The sequence below is a fragment of the Agromyces sp. GL_144 genome (assembly GCF_057834305.1).
This window is the reverse complement of the sequence record NZ_CM174399.1, coordinates 797,843-817,583: the sequence shown is the minus strand read 5'-3', so window position 1 is coordinate 817,583 and position 19,741 is coordinate 797,843. Positions and strand designations below refer to the sequence as shown.

Sequence of the window (19,741 nt, the reverse complement as noted above, 5' to 3'; positions counted from 1 at the left end):
TGCTGGCGCTGCCTACATTGGCACCATGACCATCGACTACAGCGACACCACCGCCCTCATCACCGGCGCCAGCTCGGGGCTCGGCGCCGAGTTCGCGAATCAGCTCGCCCGCCGAGGCGCCGATGTCGTCCTCGTCGCCAGGCGCGAGGATCGCCTGCGCGAGCTCGCGGACCGCATCGCACGGCAACATGGCGTGCGTGCGACCCCGATCGCGCTCGACCTGGCAGGGCCCGACGCGCACACGGCTCTTCGCGCCGAACTCGTCGGTCGCGGCATCCGCATCCAGACCCTCGTCAACAACGCCGGCTTCGGCGTCAAGGGCGCCTTCGTCGATGCCGATCCTGCGCGCATCGCCGAGATGGTGCAGCTGAACGTCGGCGCGGTCGTCGCGATCACGCGCGAGTTCCTGCCCGACCTCGTGAGCGCCGCGCGCGGGGCCCTCGTGAACATCGCGAGCACGGCCGCGTACCAGCCGTGCCCCGACATGGCGGTCTACGGCGCGTCGAAGGCCTTCGTGCTGAGCTTCACCGAGGCTCTCGCCTACGAGACGCGTGACTCGGGACTGCGGGTGCTCACCCTCAGCCCGGGCGCGACGAGCACCGAGTTCTTCGACGTCGTCGGCACCGAGAACGCCGCGGTCGGCCGCTTCCAGACCCCCGAGCAGGTCGTCGCGCTCGCGCTGCGGCGACTCGACGGTCGCAGCACTCCGCCGAGCGTGGTGTCAGGTCGGGCCAACGCATTCACGAGCAGGCTCGTCGGGTTCATGCCCCGACGGCTCTCGCTCGCGGCCAGCGGTCGGGTGCTCGCGGAGCCGGCCCGATGAGCCTCGCCTTCCTGCTCACGACGCTCGTCGTCGTCGCGACCCCCGGCACCGGCGCGGTGTACTCCATCGCCGCAGGCCTGTCGCGCGGCGCGAGAGCCGGCATCGTCGCCGCGTTCGGGTGCACGCTCGGGGTGATCCCGCACATGGTCGCGGCGATCACCGGCCTCGCGGCGGTGCTCAACGCCTCTGCGGTCGCCTTCGAGACGATCAAGTGGCTCGGCGTCGCCTACCTGCTCACCCTCGCCTGGCGGGCGCTCCGCGACCGATCCGCGATCGCAGTCGACGATGCGACAACGCCGACGTCGTTCTGGAGAGTCATCCGTACGGCCGTGCTCATCAACCTGCTGAACCCGAAGCTGACGATCTTCTTCTTCGCGTTCCTGCCCCAGTTCGTGCCCAGCGCATCGGGCGACAGCACGTGGAGCATGGTGTGGCTGAGCCTCGTCTTCATGGCGGTCACGTTCGTCGTCTTCGCGCTCTACGGGCTGTTCGCCGCAACCATGCGCAGCCACGTGATCACCCGACCGAAGGTGATGGCCTGGCTGCGCCGCACGTTCGCCGCGAGCTACGTGCTCCTCGCCGGCCGCCTCGCCCTCGAAGCGCGGTGACCGGCGCGGGAGGAGCCGCTAGAAGTCCCAGTCCTCGTCTTCGGTCGAGACGGCCTTGCCGATGACGTACGAGGAGCCCGAGCCCGAGAAGAAGTCGTGGTTCTCGTCGGCGTTCGGCGAGAGCGCCGAGAGGATGGCCGGGTTCACGTCGGTGACGGTCTTCGGGAACATCGCCTCGTAGCCGAGGTTCATCAGGGCCTTGTTGGCGTTGTAGTGCAGGAACTTCTTGACGTCTTCGGTCAGGCCGACGCCGTCGTAGAGGTCTTGCGTGTACTGCACCTCGTTGTCGTAGAGCTCGTAGAGCAGCGAGAACGTGTAGTCCTTGATGTCGTCGCGCTCCTCCTGCGTGACCTTCTCGAGGCCCTTCTGGAACTTGTACCCGATGTAGTACCCGTGCACGGCCTCGTCACGGATGATGAGGCGAATGAGGTCGGCCGTGTTGGTGAGCTTCGCCCGCGACGACCAGTACATCGGCAGGTAGAAGCCCGAGTAGAAGAGGAAGCTCTCGAGCAGCGTCGAGGCGACCTTGCGCTTCAGCGGCGAGTCGCCCTGGTAGTACTCCATGACGATCGAGGCCTTCTTCTGAAGGTTCTCGTTCTCGACCGACCAGCGGAACGCGTCGTCGATGTCCTTCGTCGAGCACAGCGTCGAGAAGATCGACGAGTAGCTCTTCGCGTGCACCGACTCCATGAACGCGATGTTCGTGTAGACGGCCTCTTCGTGCGGCGTGATCGCGTCGGGGATGAGCGAGACCGCGCCGACCGTGCCCTGGATCGTGTCGAGCAGGGTCAGGCCGGTGAACACGCGCTGCGTGAGCAGCTGCTCTTCACGAGTCAGCGTGTTCCACGACTGGATGTCGTTCGACAGCGGGATCTTCTCGGGCAGCCAGAAGTTGTTGACCAGACGGTTCCAGACCTCGAGGTCCTTGTCGTCCTGGATCTTGTTCCAGTTGATGGCCTGTACATGGTCGACGAGCTTGAGCTTCTCGGGAGGAGTCATTTCCGCATTCTCTCTAAGAATAAATACCTGATCAAACGGCAATTACAACATGCAGCTGACGCACTCCGTCATGTCCGTGCCCTCGAGCGCCATCTGCCGCAGGCGGATGTAGTAGATCGTCTTGATCCCCTTCTTCCACGCGTAGATCTGCGCCTTGTTGATGTCGCGGGTCGTCGCCGTGTCCTTGAAGAACAGCGTGAGCGAGAGGCCCTGGTCGACGTGCTGCGTCGCCGCGGCGTAGGTGTCGATGACCTTCTCGTAGCCGATCTCGTAGGCGTCCTGGTAGTACTCCAGGTTGTCGTTCGTCATGAACGCCGCCGGGTAGTAGACGCGACCGAGCTTGCCTTCCTTGCGGATCTCGATCTTCGACGCGATCGGGTGGATCGAGGCCGTCGAGTTGTTGATGTACGAGATCGACCCGGTGGGCGGCACGGCCTGCAGGTTCTGGTTGTAGATGCCGTGCTCTTGAATGGACGCCTTCAGCGCCTTCCAGTCCTCTTGGGTGGGGATGTGCACGTTCGAGTCGGCGAAGAGTTGCGTGACCTTGGCGGTCGCGGGCACCCACGCGGAATCGGTGTACTTGTCGAAGAACTCGCCCGACGCGTACTTCGAATCCCAGAAGCCGTCGAAGACCTCACCGCGCTCCTTCGCGATGGCGTTCGACGCGCGCAGGGCGTGGAACAGCACCGTGTAGAAGTAGATGTTCGTGAAGTCGATGCCCTCTTCGCTGCCGTAGAAGATGCGCTCGCGGGCGAGGTAGCCGTGCAGGTTCATCTGGCCGAGGCCGATGGCGTGCGACTTGTCGTTGCCGTCTTCGATGGAGCGCACCGAGGTGATGTGGCTCATGTTCGACACGGCGGTGAGGCCGCGGATCGCGGTGTCGACGGTCTTGCCGAAGTCGGGCGAGTCCATGGTGAGGGCGATGTTCAGCGAACCGAGGTTGCACGAGATGTCTTTGCCGATCTCGTTGTACGAGAGGTCCTCGTTGTACGTGGTCGGCGTGTTCACCTGCAGGATCTCGCTGCAGAGGTTCGACATGTTGATGCGGCCCTTGATCGGGTTCGCCTTGTTCACCGTGTCTTCGAACACGATGTAGGGGTATCCGCTCTCGAACTGGATCTCGGCGAGCGTCTGGAAGAACTCGCGCGCGTTGATCTTCGTCTTCTTGATGCGCGGGTCGTCGACCATCTCGCGGTACTTCTCGCTGACCGAGATGTCGCCGAACGGCTTGCCGTAGACGCGCTCGACGTCGTACGGCGAGAAGAGGTACATGTCTTCGCCGTTCTTGGCGAGCTCGAACGTGATGTCGGGCACGACGACGCCGAGCGAGAGCGTCTTGATGCGGATCTTCTCGTCGGCGTTCTCGCGCTTGGTGTCGAGGAACCGCATGATGTCGGGGTGGTGCGCGCTGAGGTACACCGCGCCGGCGCCCTGGCGGGCACCGAGCTGGTTGGCGTAGCTGAAGCTGTCTTCGAGGAGCTTCATCACGGGGATGATGCCGGAGGACTGGTTCTCGATCTGCTTGATCGGGGCGCCGGCCTCGCGGATGTTCGAGAGCGAGAGCGCCACGCCGCCACCGCGCTTGGAGAGCTGCAGCGCGGAGTTGATGCCGCGCGAGATCGACTCCATGTTGTCTTCGATGCGCAGCAGGAAGCAGGAGACGAGTTCACCGCGCTGCGCCTTGCCCGTGTTGAGGAAGGTCGGCGTGGCCGGCTGGAAACGGCCGCCGATGATCTCTTCGACGAGGTTGACGGCGAGCTTCTCGTCGCCCTGCGCGAGGCCGAGGGCCGTCATGACGACGCGGTCTTCGAAGCGCTCGAGGTAGCGCTTGCCGTCGAACGTCTTGAGCGTGTAGCTCGTGTAGTACTTGAACGCGCCGAGGAACGTCTCGAACCGGAACTTCTTCGAGTAGGCGAGGTCGTTGAGCTTCGTGATGAACTCGAACGAGTACTGGTCGAGCACGGCCTGCTCGTAGTACTCCTTCTCGACGAGGTAATCGAGCCGTTCCTTCAGCGAGTGGAAGAAGACCGTGTTCTGGTTGACGTGCTGCAGGAAGTACTCGCGCGCCGCCTCGCGGTCCTTGTCGAACTGGATCTCGCCGTTCGGGCCGTAGAGGTTCAGCATCGCGTTGAGCGAGTGGTAGTCCATGCCCACGCGCGGCGCGTCGATCACGGCTACACCGCTGTCGGTAGCTGCTGCGTTGACCGCTGTGTTGACCAAAATGCGTCCAATCCCTCGTTGACGGCGTTCACGTCGTCAGATGTTCCGAATACTTCGAAGCGATACATGAGCGGCACATGGCATTTGACCGCGATGATGTCTGCGGCCAGGCAGTAGCCCGTGCCGAAGTTGGTGTTGCCGGCGCCGATGACCCCGCGGATCAGCGACCGATTGTGCTCGTCGTTGAGGAAGCGGATGACCTGCTTGGGCACGGCGCCGTTGCCGTCGCCCCCGCCGTAGGTGGGGAGGACGAGCACATAGGGCTCGGATGCCTCGAGCTGCGCATCTCTCGCGTGGAGCGGGATGCGATCGGCCGGACGACCGAGTTTCTCGATGAAGCGTGCCGTGTTGCCGGAGACGCTCGAGAAGTAGACCAGGTTCGTCATGCTGCGTGCTCTCCCTTCGCGTTCCGTTTCACTCTGCCGAGTTGTTCACTCTGCTGAGTTCGGGCGGCGGGTGGAGGATCAGCCCAGGCGCGAGGCGAGCTCAGCGATCTTGTCGGGGCGGAAGCCCGACCAGTGGTCTTCGTCGGTGATGACGACGGGGGCCTGCAGGTAGCCCAGCTCTTTGACCTGTGCGAGCGCCGTTTCGTCGACCGAGAGGTCGAGCACTTCGTACTCGATGCCCTTGCTGTCGAGCGCCCGGTAGGTGGCGTTGCACTGGACGCAGGAAGGCTTGGTGTAGACCGTGACCGTCATGTTCTCCCCTGTTCTCTCTCGGGCTCCGGAGGAGCCCGCCCCCGTGATTTCTAGCGAGTTCAATACTACATCTAGTGGCTGATGAACTGAACCGCCACAACATGCTGTAGTTACATCACTGTAGTTTTCCACCGCTTCATCCACAGTCCATCCCCAATCGGATGCCCCGGTGACCCGCGGATTCTCGCGGAGCCGGCCGAGGTTATCCACAGCAGGCGACCGAACCGATTTCCCGCTTGTGGATGGATGCCCGGGCGTGTCGCCCGATTCGATACCTAGTGGCTGTCGGATGCCGCGACCCCTACATGTGGTGTTGTGCTCTTCATGCTGCCACCACCCACCGACATTGCCGTGGGGGTGCTGCGCGTGTCGCGCGCAGCGAGGCCGGACCGGTGCGTCAGCGCGTTGCGGGTGCGATGCCGACCGGCTCGAGCGCGCGGTCGTACCGGTCGCGCGCACCGATGATGTCCTCCTGGTGCCGCTCGGTCCAGACGACGAGCGACTGCACGGTCGCGTGCAGCGAACGCCCCAGCTCGGTCAGCTCGTAGTCGACGCGCGGCGGCACGACCGGGTGCACCGTGCGCCGCACCATGCCGTCGCGTTCGAGTTGGCGCAGGGTCACGGTCAGCATGCGCTGGCTCACGCCGTCGATGAGGCGCCGCAGCTCGGTGAACCGCAGCGTGCGGTCGTCGAGCAGGGCGATCACGAGCAGCGACCACTTGTCGGCGATGCGGTCGAGGATCTGCCGCACCTCGCAGTCCTCTCGCGAGTCCCACTGGAACGCGTCGTTCCAGTCGGCGCCGTGGTGATCGTCGCCCGGCTCGCGCCGCTCGGCGGGCTGGTCGGTTCCTCCGGGGGTACCGAGTGACTTCGAAGTGCCGTCTTCCGTCATGACCCAATGGTGACGCAACATGTGGTCAGGCACAAGAAGTAACCGACCGCACGAACGAGAACGAGCAGACGAGGAACGACGCATGACGACCGACACCGGCACGACGCCCGCCGCAGCACCATCGGCGACCCCGCCCCCGCCACGCACCGACGCACGTCTGCGCGGCCGCGCACTCGGCCTGCTCGTCGTGCTCTGCGGCGCGGCCTTCCTCGAGGGCGTCGACGTCGGCATGTTCGGCGTCGCCCTGCCGGCGATCCGCGCCGACCTCGGCCTCGCCACCGGCGAGCTGCAGTGGGTCGTGAGCGCGTACATCCTCGGCTACGGCGGGTTCATGCTGCTCGGCGGCCGCACGGCCGACCTGCTCGGACGTCGTCGCGTGTTCCTCGTCTCGCTCGCCGTCTTCATCGTCTTCTCGGGGCTCGGCGGCCTCGCGACCGAGCCGTGGATGCTCCTCACTGCTCGCGCGGCCACCGGCGTCGCCGCCGCGTTCATGATGCCCGCCGGCCTGTCGATCATCACGACGAGCTTCGAGGAGGGCCAGCTTCGCACGCGCGCACTCCTCATCTACGCCGGCATCGGCGCCGCGGGCTTCTCGCTCGGGCTGGTGGCCGGCGGACTGCTGACGATGCTCGGCTGGCGATGGGTGTTCTTCGCCCCGGTGCTCGTGTCGGCCGTGCTGCTGGCGCTCGCGATCCCGCTCGTGCCCCGCCCCGCCGTGGGCGCGGTCGGCAGCCTGCGCGGGCGAGCTGATGTCGCGGGCGCGGTCACCGTGACGGCGGCGTTCCTCCTGCTCATCCTGGCCGTCGAGCAGTCCTCGCACGCCGACCCGCTCGTCACGGCGACGCTCTTCGTCGGCAGCGCGGCACTCTTCGCCGCGTTCGTCGCGATCGAGCGCCGCGCGAGGCATCCGCTCGTCCCGCTCGCATTCCTGCGCCGGATGCCGCTGCTCCGCGCCTATGCGGGCGCCGCGTCGCTCGCCGCGGGGTTCCTCGGCTTCCAGTTCCTCGTGGTGCTGTTCCTGCAGGAGCAGCTCGGATGGACGAGCCTGCAGACCTCGCTCGCGATGCTGGTGCTCGGCATCGACGCGATCCTCGCGCCCACGCTCACCCCGCGGCTCGTCGCGCGTTTCGGGCTGTGGCCGGTGATCCTCGGCGGTCTCGTGCTCGCGGCCGCGTCGTTCCTGCTGTTCCTGCCGGTCGGCCCGGACTGGACGTATGCGGCCATGTTCCCGAGCTTCCTCGCACTGGGCCTCGCCTTCACGTTCGCCTACGGCCCGCTGACGGTCGCCGCCACCGACGGGGTCGACGACGACGACCAGGGCCTGAGCGGCGGCCTGCTCTACACGGCCTTCCAGTTCGGTGCGGCGATCGGGCTCGCCGCGACGAGCGCCGCGCTGACCTTCGCGAGCGACGTGGCGAGCGACCCGGTCGAGGCGACGCGGATGGCCCTCACGGTGCCGATCGGGCTCTCGGTGCTCGGCATCGCGGTGGCCGTCGCCGGCGTCGTGGCGAGGCGACGCAGCCCGGTCGTGTGACCGCGGGCCGGGTCGTCGGTCGTGGCGGACGAGGAGCCGCGCAGCGCCACGCCGAGCAGCCCGAGCGCGACGAGCGAGGTGACGACGCCGAAGCCGAGCACGAGCACCAGGCCGACGCCGATCACCCCGGCCGGCACGGCGACGCCGACCGGCACCGCGACGCCGACCTGCACCGACGCGCGGGCGGCGCCGTGCTCGAACCGCGCGAACGCCCGCACGAGCGCGGCGGTGCCGAGGGCCGCGACGGCGAGCCACGCCGCACGGCTCCCCCACCACTCGTGGGCGAGCGGCACGGGCAGCGACAGCCCCACGGCGTCGTGCAGTACGAGCAGCACCCCGGCGAGCGCCACGAACGCGGGCATGTGCCAGAGGTAGAGCGTCATGCCCCACCTCCCGAATCCGGCGATCACGCGCGCGGGGCGCGGACGCTCGGCCCATCGCCGCAGCGCGGGCCGAACGAGCGAGAACAGGGCGAGCTGCGCGATGCCGAGCACGACGAGGCAGACGGTCGGCGGGTTGAGGTTCATGAGCAGGTCGGGCGAGTACGGCCCGGCGATGGTGAGCAGCAGGAGCACCCCGAGTGCGGCGAGCGCGACGCCGAGACGTGCGGCACGAGGCATCCGCTCGACGCTGCCGTCGGCCAGGAAGAACCCGCCCTGCTGCACGAGCAGCCACACCGCGAGCAGGTTGGCGAAGCCGATGGCGTCGACGCCGGTGACGAGCCGCGCCACGTCGATCGCGACGACGACCCCCAGCAACGCGGCCACGGTCACGAGCGGATGCCGCGCATGCAGCCCCGACATCACGGGAACGAGCGACGAGCAGGCGATGTACACCGCGAGGAACCACAGCGGCTGCCCGATGCGGTACCCGGCCGTCGCCACGAGCTCGGCGGGCAGCCCGGCGAGTGCGAGCGCGGCGAGGGCCGTCGCCACGACCGCGACGAGCGCGATCGCCGGGCGCACGAGTCGGGCGAGCCGCCCGCGCGCGAAGTCGGCGGCGCCCTGGCCGCGCTGCTGCATGCGGCGCCAGCTCGTCCACCCGGCGAAGCCGCCGATCACGAAGAAGAGCGGCATGATCTGCACGACCCAGGTCGCGGGCGCGAACCACGCCCATCCCTCGAGCGCGTTCTCGAGCACGGGCCCGTCGGCGCCCGCGCTGACCCCGACCATCATCGCGTGCAGCAGGAAGACGACCACGAGGCATCCGGCCCGCGCGGCGTCGATCGAGGCGTCGCGGCGGGTGGCGGCCGGGCGCGAGGCGTTCTGCGCGTCACCGGTCGGCCGCGATGTCGGCCGCCGGGTCGTCGCGGTGCGTTCTGCGTTCAGCGTCACGGTGACGCTCCTCCCCGGGGCGGCGTCTCCGCCCGTGCGGGCAGGTTAGGAACGCGGTGGGTCGGGAGGCATCACCCGGCGGAGCGGTTCCGGCCCCCTACCCAGGTACGGGGTGACAGGGCGGAACGCCCGATCAGCGGCCGGGCTGCACCAGGCCGATGTCGTAGGCGAGCACCACGGCGTGCACGCGGTCGCGCAGGGCGAGCTTGGAGAGGATCTTGCCGACATGCGTCTTCACCGTCTGCTCGGCGATGAAGAGGTCACCGGCGATCTCCTGGTTGGAGCGTCCGCGGGCGATGAGCTCGAGCACCTCGCGCTCGCGCGCGGTCAGCGGCGAAAGCAGGTGCTCGTCGACGCGCGGCGCGGGCGTCTCGCGGGCGACCTGCTCGATGAGCCGGCGCGTGACGCTCGGCGCGAGCAGCGCATCGCCCGCGGCGATGACGCGCACGGCCTGCACGACGTCGGCGGGCAGGGCGTCCTTCAGCAGGAAACCGCTCGCGCCCGCACGCAGCGCCGCGTACACGTAGTCGTCGATGTCGAACGTCGTCAGCATGAGCACGCGCGGCACGTAGTCGCTCGAGCGCGGCGGCGTCTGCAGGGCGCGCGTCGCCTCGATGCCGTTCATGACGGGCATGCGCACGTCCATGACGACCACGTCGGGTCGCAGTTCATGCGCGAGCCGCACGGCCGCGAAGCCCGCCCGCACCATCGCCTGGTCGTCGGCGATGAGCACCGTGATCGTCATCGCGCCTCCTCCGACGACACGGCGAGCGGGAGCACGGCGTGCACCTCGAAACCTCCACTGGGAGACCCGCCGCTCTCGATGCTGCCACCCAGCAGGCGGGCGCGCTCGCGGATGCCGACGAGCCCGTGCCCGCCGCGCGGCGCGGACCCCGGGTCGAGCCCGATCGACGCGTCGCCGGAAGGCCCCGTCGTGGCATCCGGTGCCGCCTCGTTCCTGATCGTCACGTCGAGCCCGGCCCGCTCGCCGACCGCCGCGCGCACGGTCACGACCGTCGTCGCGCCGGGGGCGTGCCGCAGCACGTTGCTCAGCGACTCCTGCACGATGCGATAGGCCGCGCGGGCGGCCAGTCCGCCGTCGACCGCGCCCGCCGCGATGTCGAGCGTGATCGGCACGCCCGCCCGTTCGACGCTCGCGACGAGCTCTGGCAGCTCGGCGAGCCCCGGCTGCGGCGCGGTCTCGGCCTCGCCCGCGGGGTCGCGCAGCACCGTCAGCAGCTCGCGCATCTCGGCCATCGCCGAGCGGGCGGATGCCGCGATCTCGGCGAACTCGGCCGTCGTCGCCTCGTCGAGGCCCGTGAGCCGGTACGGCGCGCTCGCCGCCTGCACCTGGATGATCGACATGCTGTGCGCGACGACGTCGTGCATCTCGCGGGCGATGCGGGTGCGCTCCTCGGCGACGAGGCGGCGCTCGTACTCGGCGGCGGTCGTGGCGCGCTGCTCGTCGAGCTCCGCGTCCATGCGCGCGCGCCCCGACAGCACGGCGACGGCCGCCCCGAGCACGAGGGCGCTGACCGCGGCGCTCGTCACGAGGTTCGCGATGACGCCGTCGGGCGTGGCGCCGTGATCGGGAAGGAACGCGACGGCGAGCGGCACCACGATCGCGCCGGCCCAGAGGATCATCGCCCACCGGATGCGCCCCCGCAGCGTCAGCACGACGAGCAGCGCGCAGAGCAGGATCAGCTGCGGCACGGTCATCGGCCACGGCAGCCCCGGGTCGGCGGACCCGAACACGCCCACGAGCAGCTGCCCCACGAGGAAGGCCGTGACCGCGACCCAGCCGCTCCACATCGCGACGAGCAGGCTGCCCGCCTGCAGCAGGGCGACGCCGAAGGCGATCGCGACGTGCACGTGGTAGACCGCCGCATCGATCGGCACCGACACCGCGTACAGCACGACCGCGACGAACGCGGTCAGGGTCCAGACCGCCATCTCGGGAGCACCCAGGGCGGATGCCGCGACCGAGCGCCGGGCCGCGGCCGCGGCGGAGTTCGCCGACGGCGCCATCGCGGGCGACGGAGGCGGGGGTGGGACGGGCGGGCCCGGGCGTGCGGAGGTGACCATGCCGCTCACTCTGGCACGCGGCATCCGTCGGCACATCCCTCTGCGGTGGGGTTCCGCCCTCCCGCCGGGGTATGGGGCGCGCGGGGATCGGCCGCCGTGCAACACCGGCAACCCCGCGGCCCCGCGGCCCCGTCGGTGCTCAGCCCTTCGCGGCCTTCGCGGCGGCCTTGGCGGCCTGCTTCGTGGCCCGCACCTTGGCGAGCGACTCGGGGTCGACGATGTCGGCGACCGACCGGTACGCGTCGGCCTCGCCGTACGCGCCGGCGGCCTCGCGCCACCCGGGAGCCTCGAGCCCGCACTGCTTGCCGAGCAGGGCGAGGAAGATGCGCGCCTTCTGGTCGCCGAACCCCGGCAGCGCCTTCAGCCGCTTCAGCACCTCGGCGCCCGTGGGCTCGCCGCGGGTCCAGATCTGCGTCGCGTCGCCACCCCACTCGTCGCGCACGGCGGTGGCGAGCGTCTGCACTCGCTCGGCCATCGAGCCCGGGAAGCGGTGCACGGCGGGCGTCTGCTTGAACGCCTCGACGAACGCGTCGGGTGCGACGTCGGCGATGACGACCGGATCGATCGACCCGACGCGGTCGCGGATCTTCACGGGCCCGGCGAAGGCCGACTCCATCGTGACCTGCTGGTCGAGCAGCATGCCCGTGAGCAGCGCGAACGCGTCGTCGCTCAGCAGTTCGTCGGCGGCGGGGTCTCCGGTGACGTGCAGTGCCATGCCCCCATCCTCCCACCACGGCGGATGCCGCATCCGGACGGAAACCGTCCGCATGCGTTGCCAGACTCGACGCATGGCGATTCGATTGAACGGATCGTGCCGAATCCCCACCGAGGAGCGAACCATGGACTGGAAGATCGAACTCATCTTCGTGCCCGTCACCGACGTCGACCGCGCGAAGGCCTTCTACGTCGACAAGCTCGGCTTCAACGCCGACCACGACCACCGCGTCAGCGAGGACCTGCGGTTCGTGCAGCTGACGCCGCCCGGCTCGGCGTGCTCGATCGCGATCGGCGAGGGGCTCGGCGGCACCCTCGAGCCCGGCACGCTCGACGTGATCCAGGTCGTCATCCCCGATGCGGATGCCGTGCTCGCCGACCTCCGGGCCAAGGGCGTCGAGGCCGAGGGCGTCGACGAGCAGGCCTGGGGCCGGTTCATCTCGCTGAGGGATCCCGACGGCAACCGCTGGACCCTGCAGGAGCTGCCCGACTACTCGGCGGCCTGACCCGCGCGCGCCCGCTTGCGGCGCGAACGCGGAACGACCCCCGCTCCGATCGGAGCGGGGGCCGTTCTGCCGTGCGGTGGTGCGACTACTTCGACGAGTTCACGATGTCGAGGAGGTTCGGGTTGTTGGCGTACGCCTCGGCCGCGTTCTCCTTGGTGACGATGACCGGAGCCAGCAGGTAGGCCGGAACGACCTTCACGCCGTTGTCGTACTGCTCGGTGTCGTTGACGTCGACGTCCTCGCCCTTCTGGAGCTGGCCGATCATCTTGATCGTCTGCTCCACGAGGAGGGTCGTGTCCTTGTTGATGGTCGAGTACTGCTCGCCGGCCATGATCGACTTGACCGACTCGACCTCGGAGTCCTGACCGGTGACGGTGATCTTGCTGATGTCCTTGCCGGCCTGCTTGATCGAGGTGATGATCGCGCGGGCGAGCGTGTCGTTCGGCGAGAGCACGCCGTCGATCTCAGCGCTCGAGTAGGTCGAGGTCAGGATCGAGTCCATGCGGCTCTGGGCGTTCTCGGCTTCCCAGCCCTGCGTCGCGGTCTGCGCGACCTCGGTCTGGCCGGAGGAGACGACGAGCGTGCCGTCGTCGATCTTCGGCTGGAGCACGTCCATCGCACCGTTGAAGAACACGGCGGCGTTGGCGTCATCCGGCGAACCCGAGAAGAGCTCGATGTTCCACGGTGCCGCGTGGCCCGAGCGAGCCTCGAGGCCCTCGAGCAGCGCCTCGCCCTGGAGCTGGCCGACCTTGAAGTTGTCGAACGCGACGTAGTAGTCGACGTTCGGCGTGTTCTCGATCAGGCGGTCGTACGCGATGATCTTGACGCCGGCGTCGGCGGCCTGCTGCAGCTGCGTGCCGAGCTGCTTGCCGTCCTTCGCGCCGATGACGATGACCTTGGCGCCGTTGGTGACCATGGCCGAGATCTGGTTCTGCTGCTCGGCGACGGTGTTCGAGGCGGGTGCGTACTGCACGTCGCCCTTGAAGCCGGCCGCCTTCAGGCCGTCTTCGAACAGGCCGCCCGCGAGCACCCAGTTCTCCGACGTCTTGTCGGGCAGCGCGACGCCGATGGTCGAGTCGGCTGCGAAGCCGGCCGCCTCGGTGGAGCCGCCGGTGTCGCCACCGCGGTCGCCGCCGGCGCAGCCCGTCAGCGCGAGTGCTGCGGCCGCAGCGAGTGCGGTGGCCGCAAGAGTGATTTTCTTCATTGATCATTCACTTTCTTAGTTGGGATTACGGAACTCTTGGATGGAACGGTTGCGGGATGCCGCGGCCGGATGCTTCGCCGCCGCACCGGTGGGTCAGCGCTGGGCGTCTTCGGGCTGCGATGAGACGTTGGACTGCGCGGTGGGCGCGACGGCCGGCGTCTCCTCGGGCGCCTGGGTCTCGAGGCGCGCCTTGCGCCTGCTGCCCCAGAGGCCGATGATCGACGGGCCACCCTGACGCTTGCTCCAGACGTCGACGCCGACGGCCAGGAGGAGCACGAGGCCCTTGATGATCTGCACGACGTCGGCGCCGGCGCCGATGAGCTGCAGGCCGTTGTTCAGGAACGCCATCACCAGGCCACCGACGATGGAGCCGATGACCGTGCCGATGCCGCCCGAGACGGCCGCGCCGCCGATGAAGACCGAGGCGATCGCGTCGAGCTCCCAGCCGTTGCCGTCCTGCGGGCCGGAGGCCGTCGAACGGGCGACGAAGATCATGCCGGCCAGCGCTGCCAGCACCGACATGTTCATCATGACGAAGAAGTCGATGCGGCGGTCCTTCACGCCCGACAGCGTGGCCGCGAGGCGGTTGCCGCCGACGGCGTAGATGTGGCGGCCGAAGATCGTGTTGCGCGTGATGAACGAGTAGAGGATCACGAGCGCGACGAGGATGATGCCCGAGATCGGGAAGCTGGTGCCGGGGCGACCGGTCGCGAAGAGCCATGCAGCCCAGAGGATGATGCCGGCGAGCACGATGACCTTGACGATGCTCACCCAGGCCGGAGCCGTCTCGGAGCCCATCTTCTTCTGCACGTTGCGCAGGTGGATCTCGTTCCAGACGATCCAGCCGGCTCCGAGCACGCCGAGCACCATCGTGAGCACGTTGAAGTTCAGCGGGATGGCGAGCTCGGGCAGGTACCCCGCACCGATGATGCCGAACTCCTGCGGCACCGGCACGGTCGTCGACTGGCCGATGAACTGGTTGCCGCCGCGGAAGATGAGCATGCCGGCGAGCGTCACGATGAAGGCCGGCACCCCGACGTAGGCCACCCAGAATCCCTGCCACGCGCCGATCGCCGCACCCACGAGGATGCCGAGCACGATCGCCGCCGGCCAGGGCAGGTTCCACTCGGCCATCGACTTCGCGACGATGATGCCGGTGAAGGCGGCGACCGAGCCGACCGAGAGGTCGATGTGGCCCATGATGATGACCATCACCATGCCGATCGCGAGGATCAGGATGTACGAGTACTGGTTGACGACGTTGATGAGGTTCGTCGACGACAGCGTCAGCCCGCTCGTCCAGATCTGGAAGATCACGATGATGACGATGAGGCTGCCGAGGATGCCGAACTGACGGAGGCTGGACTGGCCGCCGCCGAAGATCTTTCGGATGTCGGAGAACCCGCCCTTCTTGGGGGCGGCGGGGTCGGTCGCGGTCGTGCTCATGCGTTCGCCTTCTTCTTGGCGGAGGTCATGCTGCGCATGAGCGCCTCCGGGTTCGCTTCGGATGCCGGGATGTTGTCGGTGATCTGGCCTTCGAACACCGTGTAGATGCGATCTGCGATGCCGAGCAGCTCGGGCAGCTCGCTCGAGATGAGGATGACGCCCTTGCCCTGTGCCGCGAGCGCCTGGATGATCGTGTAGATCTCGTACTTCGCACCGACGTCGATGCCGCGCGTCGGCTCGTCGAGGATGAGCAGGTCGGGGTCGGTGAACATCCACTTCGCCAGCACGACCTTCTGCTGGTTGCCGCCCGAGAGCTTGGAGACGCCCACATCGACGCTGGGCGTCTTGATGCGCAGCTGCTTGCGGTAGTCCTCGGCGATGCCGAACTCCTGGGAATCGTCGATGACCCCGCGCTTGGCGATCTTGGTCAGCTTCGCGGCGACGATCGAGCGCTTGATCGAGTCGAGCAGGTTCAGTCCGAGCTGCTTGCGGTCCTCACTGACGTAGGCGAGGCCGTGGTCGATCGCGGACTCGACGTCCTTCATCACGATCTCCTTGCCGTCCTTCACGATGGTGCCGGAGATGTAGTTGCCGTAGGAGCGCCCGAAGATGCTCATGGCGAGCTCGGTGCGCCCCGCGCCCATGAGCCCCGCGATGCCGACGATCTCGCCGCGGCGCACGGTGAAGCTCGACCCCTTGACCACGAGGCGCTCGGACACCTGCGGGTGCTGGATCGTCCAGTCCTTCACCTCGAAGAAGACCTCGCCGATGTGCGGCGTGCGGTCGGGGAACCGGCTCTCGAGCGAACGGCCGACCATGCCGCGGATGATGCGATCCTCGTCGACCCCGCCCGCCTTGACGTCGAGCGTCTCGATCGTGTGCCCGTCGCGGATGATCGTGATCTCGTCGGCGACCTCTTCGATCTCGTTGAGCTTGTGGGAGATCATGATCGAGGTGATGCCGCGGCCCTTGAGCCCGCGGATCAGGTCGAGCAGGTGCTGGGAGTCGTCTTCGTTCAGGGCCGCCGTCGGCTCGTCGAGGATGAGCAGCTTCACGTCCTTCGCGAGCGCCTTGGCGATCTCGACGAGCTGCTGCTTGCCGACGCCGAGGTGCTTGATCTGGGTGTCGGGGTCTTCGTCGAGCCCGACGCGCGCCAGCAGCTCGGTGGCCCGCATCTTGGCCGCGCGCCAGTCGATGCGCCCGCCGTGGTTGATCTCGTTGCCGAGGAAGATGTTCTCGGTGATCGAGAGTTCGGGGATCAGCGCGAGCTCCTGGTGGATGATCGCGATGCCGGCGCGCTCCGAGGAGCGGATGTCCTTGAACTCGACCTTCTCGCCGCGGAACCAGATCTCGCCGGTGAACGTGCCGGCCGGGTAGACGCCCGAGAGCACCTTCATGAGCGTGGACTTGCCCGCGCCGTTCTCGCCGCAGATCGCGTGGATCTCGGCCGTGCGAACGGTGATCGACACGTCGGAGAGCGCCTTGACCCCGGGGAACTCCTTGGTGATCGACCGCATCTCGAGGATGGGTGGCTGATCACGCCGCTCGTCGTTCACAGTGACCTCGCTGTCGTCAATTGCTTGGTGGGTCCAGATGATGCGACGGCCGTGTGACCGTTCACATCGGAGACAATCGTGCATCGCGACTCGGCGTGTGTCAAGTTGCGCAGGTCACGTCTCGGCAACGGAGTGGCCTGCCGACGTGCCGGCATCAGAACACCACTCTCATCGGGGTCGGCGCCGCGGTGGAGTCCCGCGTGACGAGCAGAGGTTCGATGACCGAACCCGGCTCGACGCTCTCGCCGGCCATCTTCCTGAGCAGCGACGCCACCGCCCGGGAGCCGAGCTCGTCGAAGTCCTGGTGCACCGTCGTCAGCGGCGGCCAGACGTGCGGCGCGACCGGGATGTCGTCGAATCCGACGACGCTCACCGCGCGCGGCACGTCGAGGCCGGCGTCCCGGAACCCGTGCATGAGCCCGATCGCCATCAGGTCGTTCGCCGCGAAGACCGCCGTGAAGTCGCGCCTCCGCGCCAGTTCGCGCCCGGCGAAGTACCCGAAGTCGGCCGTCCAGTCGCCCAGGATCGGCGGATGCGTCGCCAGGTCGGCGTCGGAGATCGCATCGAGGAAGCCGCGCATGCGGCTCTCCGCCTCGATCCAGTCCTGCGGGCCCGCGAGATGCACGATCTCGTGGTGGCCGAGCTCGATGAGATGCTCGGTCGCCAGCCTCGCCCCGCGCACCTGATCGGCCGCGAGACCGGTGCGTTCGGCGCCGGAGGCGCTCTGCAGGGTCACATGCGGGACGCCGATGGCCATCTCGGCGAGCACGTCGAACACGCGGACCTGCGGGGCGATCACGATGAGTCCCTCGACCGCCTGCTCCATGAGGTGCGTGACGGCTTCGGCGATGGCGTCGGGCGTCTTGTCGCGAAGGTTCGCGGTGTTGACCCAGTACCCCTGCTCCCGTGCCACGTTCTCGATCGCGGCGACCGAAGAGGACGGCCCGTACTCCCCCGAGGTGGCCAGCAGCACGCCGATCGTGCGGGAACGACTCGTGACCAGCGCCCGCGCCGCGCGGTTCGGGCGGTACTGCAGCTGCTCCATGGCGTCGAGCACGCGCTGCTTGGTCTCGGGCCTGAGGCTCGGATGGTGGTTCAGCACGCGGGACACCGTCTGGTGCGAGACCTCCGCGAGGCGCGCCACGTCGCGGATGCTCGGCATCCGCCCAGGCTCAGAGTCCGCCATCACCGCTACCGTTCGAATCCGCCGATGTGCACGTTCACATTGGCGACCTCCATTATGCATGCCGAAGCGCGCCGTGGCGATCTCGAGGAGACGAGGGCGGCCTGGGCCGGCCCCGAGCGGCTCGCGCAGCCCCTGTGACAGTCACATGCGGATCAGTCGGCGACGTTCAGCGTCGCGATGTCCGCCGTCGAGACGTTCAGCGTCGCGATGTTCGCCCTCACCGTCGCCGTCGCTCGCCATCGTGCGCTCGGCCGGGCGCATCGACGCGCCGACGGAACGGTCGCCGTGTCGACGGCGGTGCGATGCGGCGGGCGCCTCAGATCGCGGGCTTCGCCGGCGGCCGCACGCGGCTCGCGATGAGCAGGGCGACGACGGCGATGCCGAGCGTCACGGCGAAGTCGGCCGAGAACGCGCCGGCGCCGGCCGCCGAGGACACGAGCGCCGTGACCGCGAGGGCGATCGACGCGCCGAGCGACTCGGAGATGGTGAGCGCGGCGCTGTTGAACCCCTGTTCGTCGCGGCGGGACTGGGCCAGCACCGAGACCGAGAACCGCGGGTACATGAAGCCCATCGAGGCCCCGGCGAGCGCCCAGGCGACGAACGCGATGACGGGCGACAGGGTGAACAGGGCGACGACGAGCACGACCGCGAGCGCGACGACGAGCGTGAGCGTGCCGATCTCGACGGCGCGGGTGTCGCTCATGCGATCGGTGAGCCGGCCCTGCAGCCAGGATGCCGCGGCCCAGGTCAGGCCGGCTCCCGTGAGCACGACCCCGGCGAGGCTGGGCGACATGTCGTAGCGATCGATGAACAGGTACGGCAGGTAGACCTCGCTGCCGAAGAACGCCCCGGCGACGACGAACTTGACCGCGACCGTGGCCGGCATGCCGCGCACGGCATGCAGCGTGCCCGGCGGCAGCAGGGGGCGGGCGGCGAGCGCGGCGACGACGATGCCGAGCCCGGCCGCGATCCAGCGCCAGGGGTCGTCGAGCTCCTTCGACAGCGACACCGCGAGCGCCGCCGCGGCCACGAGCACCGACCACCCGACGCGCCCGAGGCTCCATGGCACCGAGACGTCGCCCTGCACGAGGTCGCGCACGCGGAGGATCGGCGGCACCATCATGGCGGCGGCCGGCACGACGATCACGATGACGCCGAGGAACACCCAGTGCCAGCTGAAGGTCTCGGCGACGAGGCCGGCGAGCGCCGGTCCGATGATCGACGGGATGACCCACGCGGCCGCGAACCCGGCGAACACCCGCGCGCGCAGCGCCTCGGGGTAGGCGCGGGCGACGATCACGTAGAGCGGCACGATGACGGCGGCGCCGCTGAGTCCGTGCACGAACCGCCCGATGATGAAGACGGTCATGTCGGTCGCGGTGCCCGCGATGACGAGGCCGATCACGAACAGCACCGCGGCCGTGATGAGCGAGGGCAGCGGCCCTGATCGGTCGGTCCAGTTGCCGGCGAGCACCATGCCGATGATGCCGGCCGCGAGCGGCACGGCGAAGGCGAGCGCGAAGAGCGCCACGCCGTCGAGGTCGCGCACGACGAGCGGCATGATCGTGGTCACGGCCATGGCCTCGAACGCCGCGAGGAAGATCGTCGCGAACATGCCGATCGACAGCCAGGTGTACGGCTTGGAGAGCGGTCCGTTCGCCGCGGGCAGCCGGTCGAGCGGATCGGTCGCGGTCGCGGTGTCGCCGCCGCCCGCGCCCTTGTGAGCGGATGCCTCGGCCGCACCGCCCTCGTGCGCCGACGCCCCGCGAGCGGAGGTCTCATGGGCGGATGCCTCGGCGGAGACGTATGCCTCGGCCGCCGGGGCGACGGAGTGGTCGCCCGTCTCGATCTCGTCGTTCATCGCCCGCCGCCTCGCATCACTCGATCGAGCCTACGTGCTGCCGCCGACACCGCGGACGCAGGGCGGCGATGAGTG

The 19,741-nt window shown here is 68.7% G+C and carries 17 protein-coding genes and 1 pseudogene; 4 read left to right on the top strand and 14 right to left on the bottom strand.

Annotated features, from left to right (window positions below; all coding sequences use genetic code 11):
• Positions 1 to 25 precede the first annotated feature (25 nt).
• Both AC3IPY_RS03565 and AC3IPY_RS03560 read left to right on the top strand, forming a co-directional pair.
• The gene (locus tag AC3IPY_RS03565) at positions 26 to 823 is read left to right on the top strand and encodes an SDR family NAD(P)-dependent oxidoreductase (RefSeq protein WP_489186730.1); all 798 of its coding nucleotides are present in this window, start codon (positions 26 to 28) and stop codon (positions 821 to 823) included.
• Positions 820 to 1,431, top strand: coding sequence for a LysE family translocator (locus AC3IPY_RS03560; protein ID WP_489186728.1), 612 nt, complete (start codon positions 820 to 822; stop codon positions 1,429 to 1,431). The genes AC3IPY_RS03565 and AC3IPY_RS03560 overlap by 4 nt, the downstream gene beginning before the upstream one ends.
• An 18-nt stretch (positions 1,432 to 1,449) precedes the next feature.
• Here AC3IPY_RS03560 and nrdF read toward each other — a convergent pair whose 3' ends face one another.
• From nrdF to AC3IPY_RS03535, 5 genes are all read right to left on the bottom strand, one after another.
• Positions 1,450 to 2,430, bottom strand: coding sequence for a class 1b ribonucleoside-diphosphate reductase subunit beta (gene nrdF, locus AC3IPY_RS03555; RefSeq protein ID WP_489186726.1), 981 nt, complete (start codon positions 2,428 to 2,430; stop codon positions 1,450 to 1,452).
• 42 nt (positions 2,431 to 2,472) lie between these two features.
• Positions 2,473 to 4,578 carry a class 1b ribonucleoside-diphosphate reductase subunit alpha gene (gene nrdE, locus AC3IPY_RS03550; protein ID WP_489188429.1) on the bottom strand — a complete coding sequence of 702 codons (2,106 nt, stop codon included), beginning with the start codon at positions 4,576 to 4,578 and terminating at the stop codon, positions 2,473 to 2,475.
• Between the two features lie 26 nt (positions 4,579 to 4,604).
• Entirely contained in the window at positions 4,605 to 5,036 is a 432-nt protein-coding gene (gene nrdI / locus AC3IPY_RS03545; RefSeq protein WP_489186725.1) for a class Ib ribonucleoside-diphosphate reductase assembly flavoprotein NrdI, read from the bottom strand.
• Positions 5,037 to 5,114: 78 nt separating this feature from the next.
• Complete coding sequence (nrdH, locus tag AC3IPY_RS03540; RefSeq protein ID WP_489186724.1) at positions 5,115 to 5,348, bottom strand: glutaredoxin-like protein NrdH; 234 nt, start codon at positions 5,346 to 5,348, stop codon at positions 5,115 to 5,117.
• A gap of 397 nt (positions 5,349 to 5,745) precedes the next feature.
• Positions 5,746 to 6,240 carry a winged helix-turn-helix transcriptional regulator gene (locus tag AC3IPY_RS03535; RefSeq protein ID WP_489186722.1) on the bottom strand — a complete coding sequence of 165 codons (495 nt, stop codon included), beginning with the start codon at positions 6,238 to 6,240 and terminating at the stop codon, positions 5,746 to 5,748.
• Between the two features lie 82 nt (positions 6,241 to 6,322).
• Here AC3IPY_RS03535 and AC3IPY_RS03530 point away from each other — a divergent pair, with 82 nt between their 5' ends.
• Positions 6,323 to 7,774 carry an MFS transporter gene (locus AC3IPY_RS03530; RefSeq protein ID WP_489186721.1) on the top strand — a complete coding sequence of 484 codons (1,452 nt, stop codon included), beginning with the start codon at positions 6,323 to 6,325 and terminating at the stop codon, positions 7,772 to 7,774.
• Between the two features lie 284 nt (positions 7,775 to 8,058).
• On the opposite strand, the pseudogene AC3IPY_RS03525 reads toward AC3IPY_RS03530, so the two are convergent.
• The 4 genes and pseudogenes from AC3IPY_RS03525 to AC3IPY_RS03510 form a co-directional block, all read right to left on the bottom strand.
• Positions 8,059 to 8,946: pseudogene (locus AC3IPY_RS03525) on the bottom strand (acyltransferase family protein); the annotation flags it as partial.
• Positions 8,947 to 9,241: 295 nt separating this feature from the next.
• On the bottom strand, positions 9,242 to 9,853 hold the full coding sequence (locus tag AC3IPY_RS03520) for a LuxR C-terminal-related transcriptional regulator (protein ID WP_489186720.1): 612 nt from the start codon (positions 9,851 to 9,853) through the stop codon (positions 9,242 to 9,244).
• On the bottom strand, positions 9,850 to 11,193 hold the full coding sequence (locus AC3IPY_RS03515; RefSeq protein WP_489186718.1) for a sensor histidine kinase: 1,344 nt from the start codon (positions 11,191 to 11,193) through the stop codon (positions 9,850 to 9,852). Before AC3IPY_RS03515 ends, AC3IPY_RS03520 begins: the two co-directional genes overlap by 4 nt.
• Before the next feature lie 139 nt (positions 11,194 to 11,332).
• Positions 11,333 to 11,908: an HhH-GPD-type base excision DNA repair protein gene (locus AC3IPY_RS03510; protein WP_489186716.1), complete on the bottom strand. Its 576-nt coding sequence runs from the start codon at positions 11,906 to 11,908 to the stop codon at positions 11,333 to 11,335.
• A gap of 124 nt (positions 11,909 to 12,032) precedes the next feature.
• On the opposite strand from AC3IPY_RS03510, the gene AC3IPY_RS03505 reads away from it, so the two are divergent.
• Positions 12,033 to 12,413 (top strand): glyoxalase superfamily protein, encoded by a 381-nt coding sequence (locus AC3IPY_RS03505; protein WP_489186715.1) that lies wholly within the window; start codon positions 12,033 to 12,035, stop codon positions 12,411 to 12,413.
• Between the two features lie 85 nt (positions 12,414 to 12,498).
• On the opposite strand, the gene AC3IPY_RS03500 is transcribed toward AC3IPY_RS03505, so the two are convergent.
• The 5 genes from AC3IPY_RS03500 to AC3IPY_RS03480 all read right to left on the bottom strand — a co-directional run bounded on the left by AC3IPY_RS03500 (position 12,499) and on the right by AC3IPY_RS03480 (position 19,666).
• Entirely contained in the window at positions 12,499 to 13,617 is a 1,119-nt protein-coding gene (locus tag AC3IPY_RS03500) for a substrate-binding domain-containing protein (protein WP_489186714.1), read from the bottom strand.
• A 93-nt stretch (positions 13,618 to 13,710) separates the two neighbouring features.
• Positions 13,711 to 15,063, bottom strand: coding sequence for a multiple monosaccharide ABC transporter permease (gene mmsB / locus AC3IPY_RS03495; protein WP_489186713.1), 1,353 nt, complete (start codon positions 15,061 to 15,063; stop codon positions 13,711 to 13,713).
• Positions 15,060 to 16,580 carry a multiple monosaccharide ABC transporter ATP-binding protein gene (gene mmsA / locus AC3IPY_RS03490; RefSeq protein ID WP_489186712.1) on the bottom strand — a complete coding sequence of 507 codons (1,521 nt, stop codon included), beginning with the start codon at positions 16,578 to 16,580 and terminating at the stop codon, positions 15,060 to 15,062. Before mmsA ends, mmsB begins: the two co-directional genes overlap by 4 nt.
• A gap of 193 nt (positions 16,581 to 16,773) precedes the next feature.
• Complete coding sequence (locus AC3IPY_RS03485) at positions 16,774 to 17,781, bottom strand: LacI family DNA-binding transcriptional regulator (protein WP_489186711.1); 1,008 nt, start codon at positions 17,779 to 17,781, stop codon at positions 16,774 to 16,776.
• Positions 17,782 to 18,121: 340 nt separating this feature from the next.
• Positions 18,122 to 19,666 (bottom strand): MFS transporter, encoded by a 1,545-nt coding sequence (locus tag AC3IPY_RS03480; RefSeq protein ID WP_489186709.1) that lies wholly within the window; start codon positions 19,664 to 19,666, stop codon positions 18,122 to 18,124.
• Between the last annotated feature and the right edge of the window lie 75 nt (positions 19,667 to 19,741).

Coding starts and splice junctions, on each gene's coding strand:
- nrdF (WP_489186726.1), bottom strand. CDS start 2,430: ATGACTCCTCCCGAGAAGCTCAAGCTCGTCGACCATGTACAGGCCATC.
- AC3IPY_RS03565 (WP_489186730.1), top strand. CDS start 26: ATGACCATCGACTACAGCGACACCACCGCCCTCATCACCGGCGCCAGC.
- AC3IPY_RS03505 (WP_489186715.1), top strand. CDS start 12,033: ATGGACTGGAAGATCGAACTCATCTTCGTGCCCGTCACCGACGTCGAC.
- mmsB (WP_489186713.1), bottom strand. CDS start 15,063: ATGAGCACGACCGCGACCGACCCCGCCGCCCCCAAGAAGGGCGGGTTC.
- AC3IPY_RS03520 (WP_489186720.1), bottom strand. CDS start 9,853: ATGACGATCACGGTGCTCATCGCCGACGACCAGGCGATGGTGCGGGCG.
- AC3IPY_RS03510 (WP_489186716.1), bottom strand. CDS start 11,908: ATGGCACTGCACGTCACCGGAGACCCCGCCGCCGACGAACTGCTGAGC.
- mmsA (WP_489186712.1), bottom strand. CDS start 16,580: ATGCGGTCGATCACCAAGGAGTTCCCCGGGGTCAAGGCGCTCTCCGAC.
- AC3IPY_RS03535 (WP_489186722.1), bottom strand. CDS start 6,240: ATGACGGAAGACGGCACTTCGAAGTCACTCGGTACCCCCGGAGGAACC.
- AC3IPY_RS03515 (WP_489186718.1), bottom strand. CDS start 11,193: ATGGTCACCTCCGCACGCCCGGGCCCGCCCGTCCCACCCCCGCCTCCG.
- AC3IPY_RS03485 (WP_489186711.1), bottom strand. CDS start 17,781: ATGCCGAGCATCCGCGACGTGGCGCGCCTCGCGGAGGTCTCGCACCAG.
- AC3IPY_RS03560 (WP_489186728.1), top strand. CDS start 820: ATGAGCCTCGCCTTCCTGCTCACGACGCTCGTCGTCGTCGCGACCCCC.
- nrdE (WP_489188429.1), bottom strand. CDS start 4,578: ATGGACTACCACTCGCTCAACGCGATGCTGAACCTCTACGGCCCGAAC.
- AC3IPY_RS03530 (WP_489186721.1), top strand. CDS start 6,323: ATGACGACCGACACCGGCACGACGCCCGCCGCAGCACCATCGGCGACC.
- AC3IPY_RS03500 (WP_489186714.1), bottom strand. CDS start 13,617: ATGAAGAAAATCACTCTTGCGGCCACCGCACTCGCTGCGGCCGCAGCA.
- nrdH (WP_489186724.1), bottom strand. CDS start 5,348: ATGACGGTCACGGTCTACACCAAGCCTTCCTGCGTCCAGTGCAACGCC.
- nrdI (WP_489186725.1), bottom strand. CDS start 5,036: ATGACGAACCTGGTCTACTTCTCGAGCGTCTCCGGCAACACGGCACGC.
- AC3IPY_RS03480 (WP_489186709.1), bottom strand. CDS start 19,666: ATGAACGACGAGATCGAGACGGGCGACCACTCCGTCGCCCCGGCGGCC.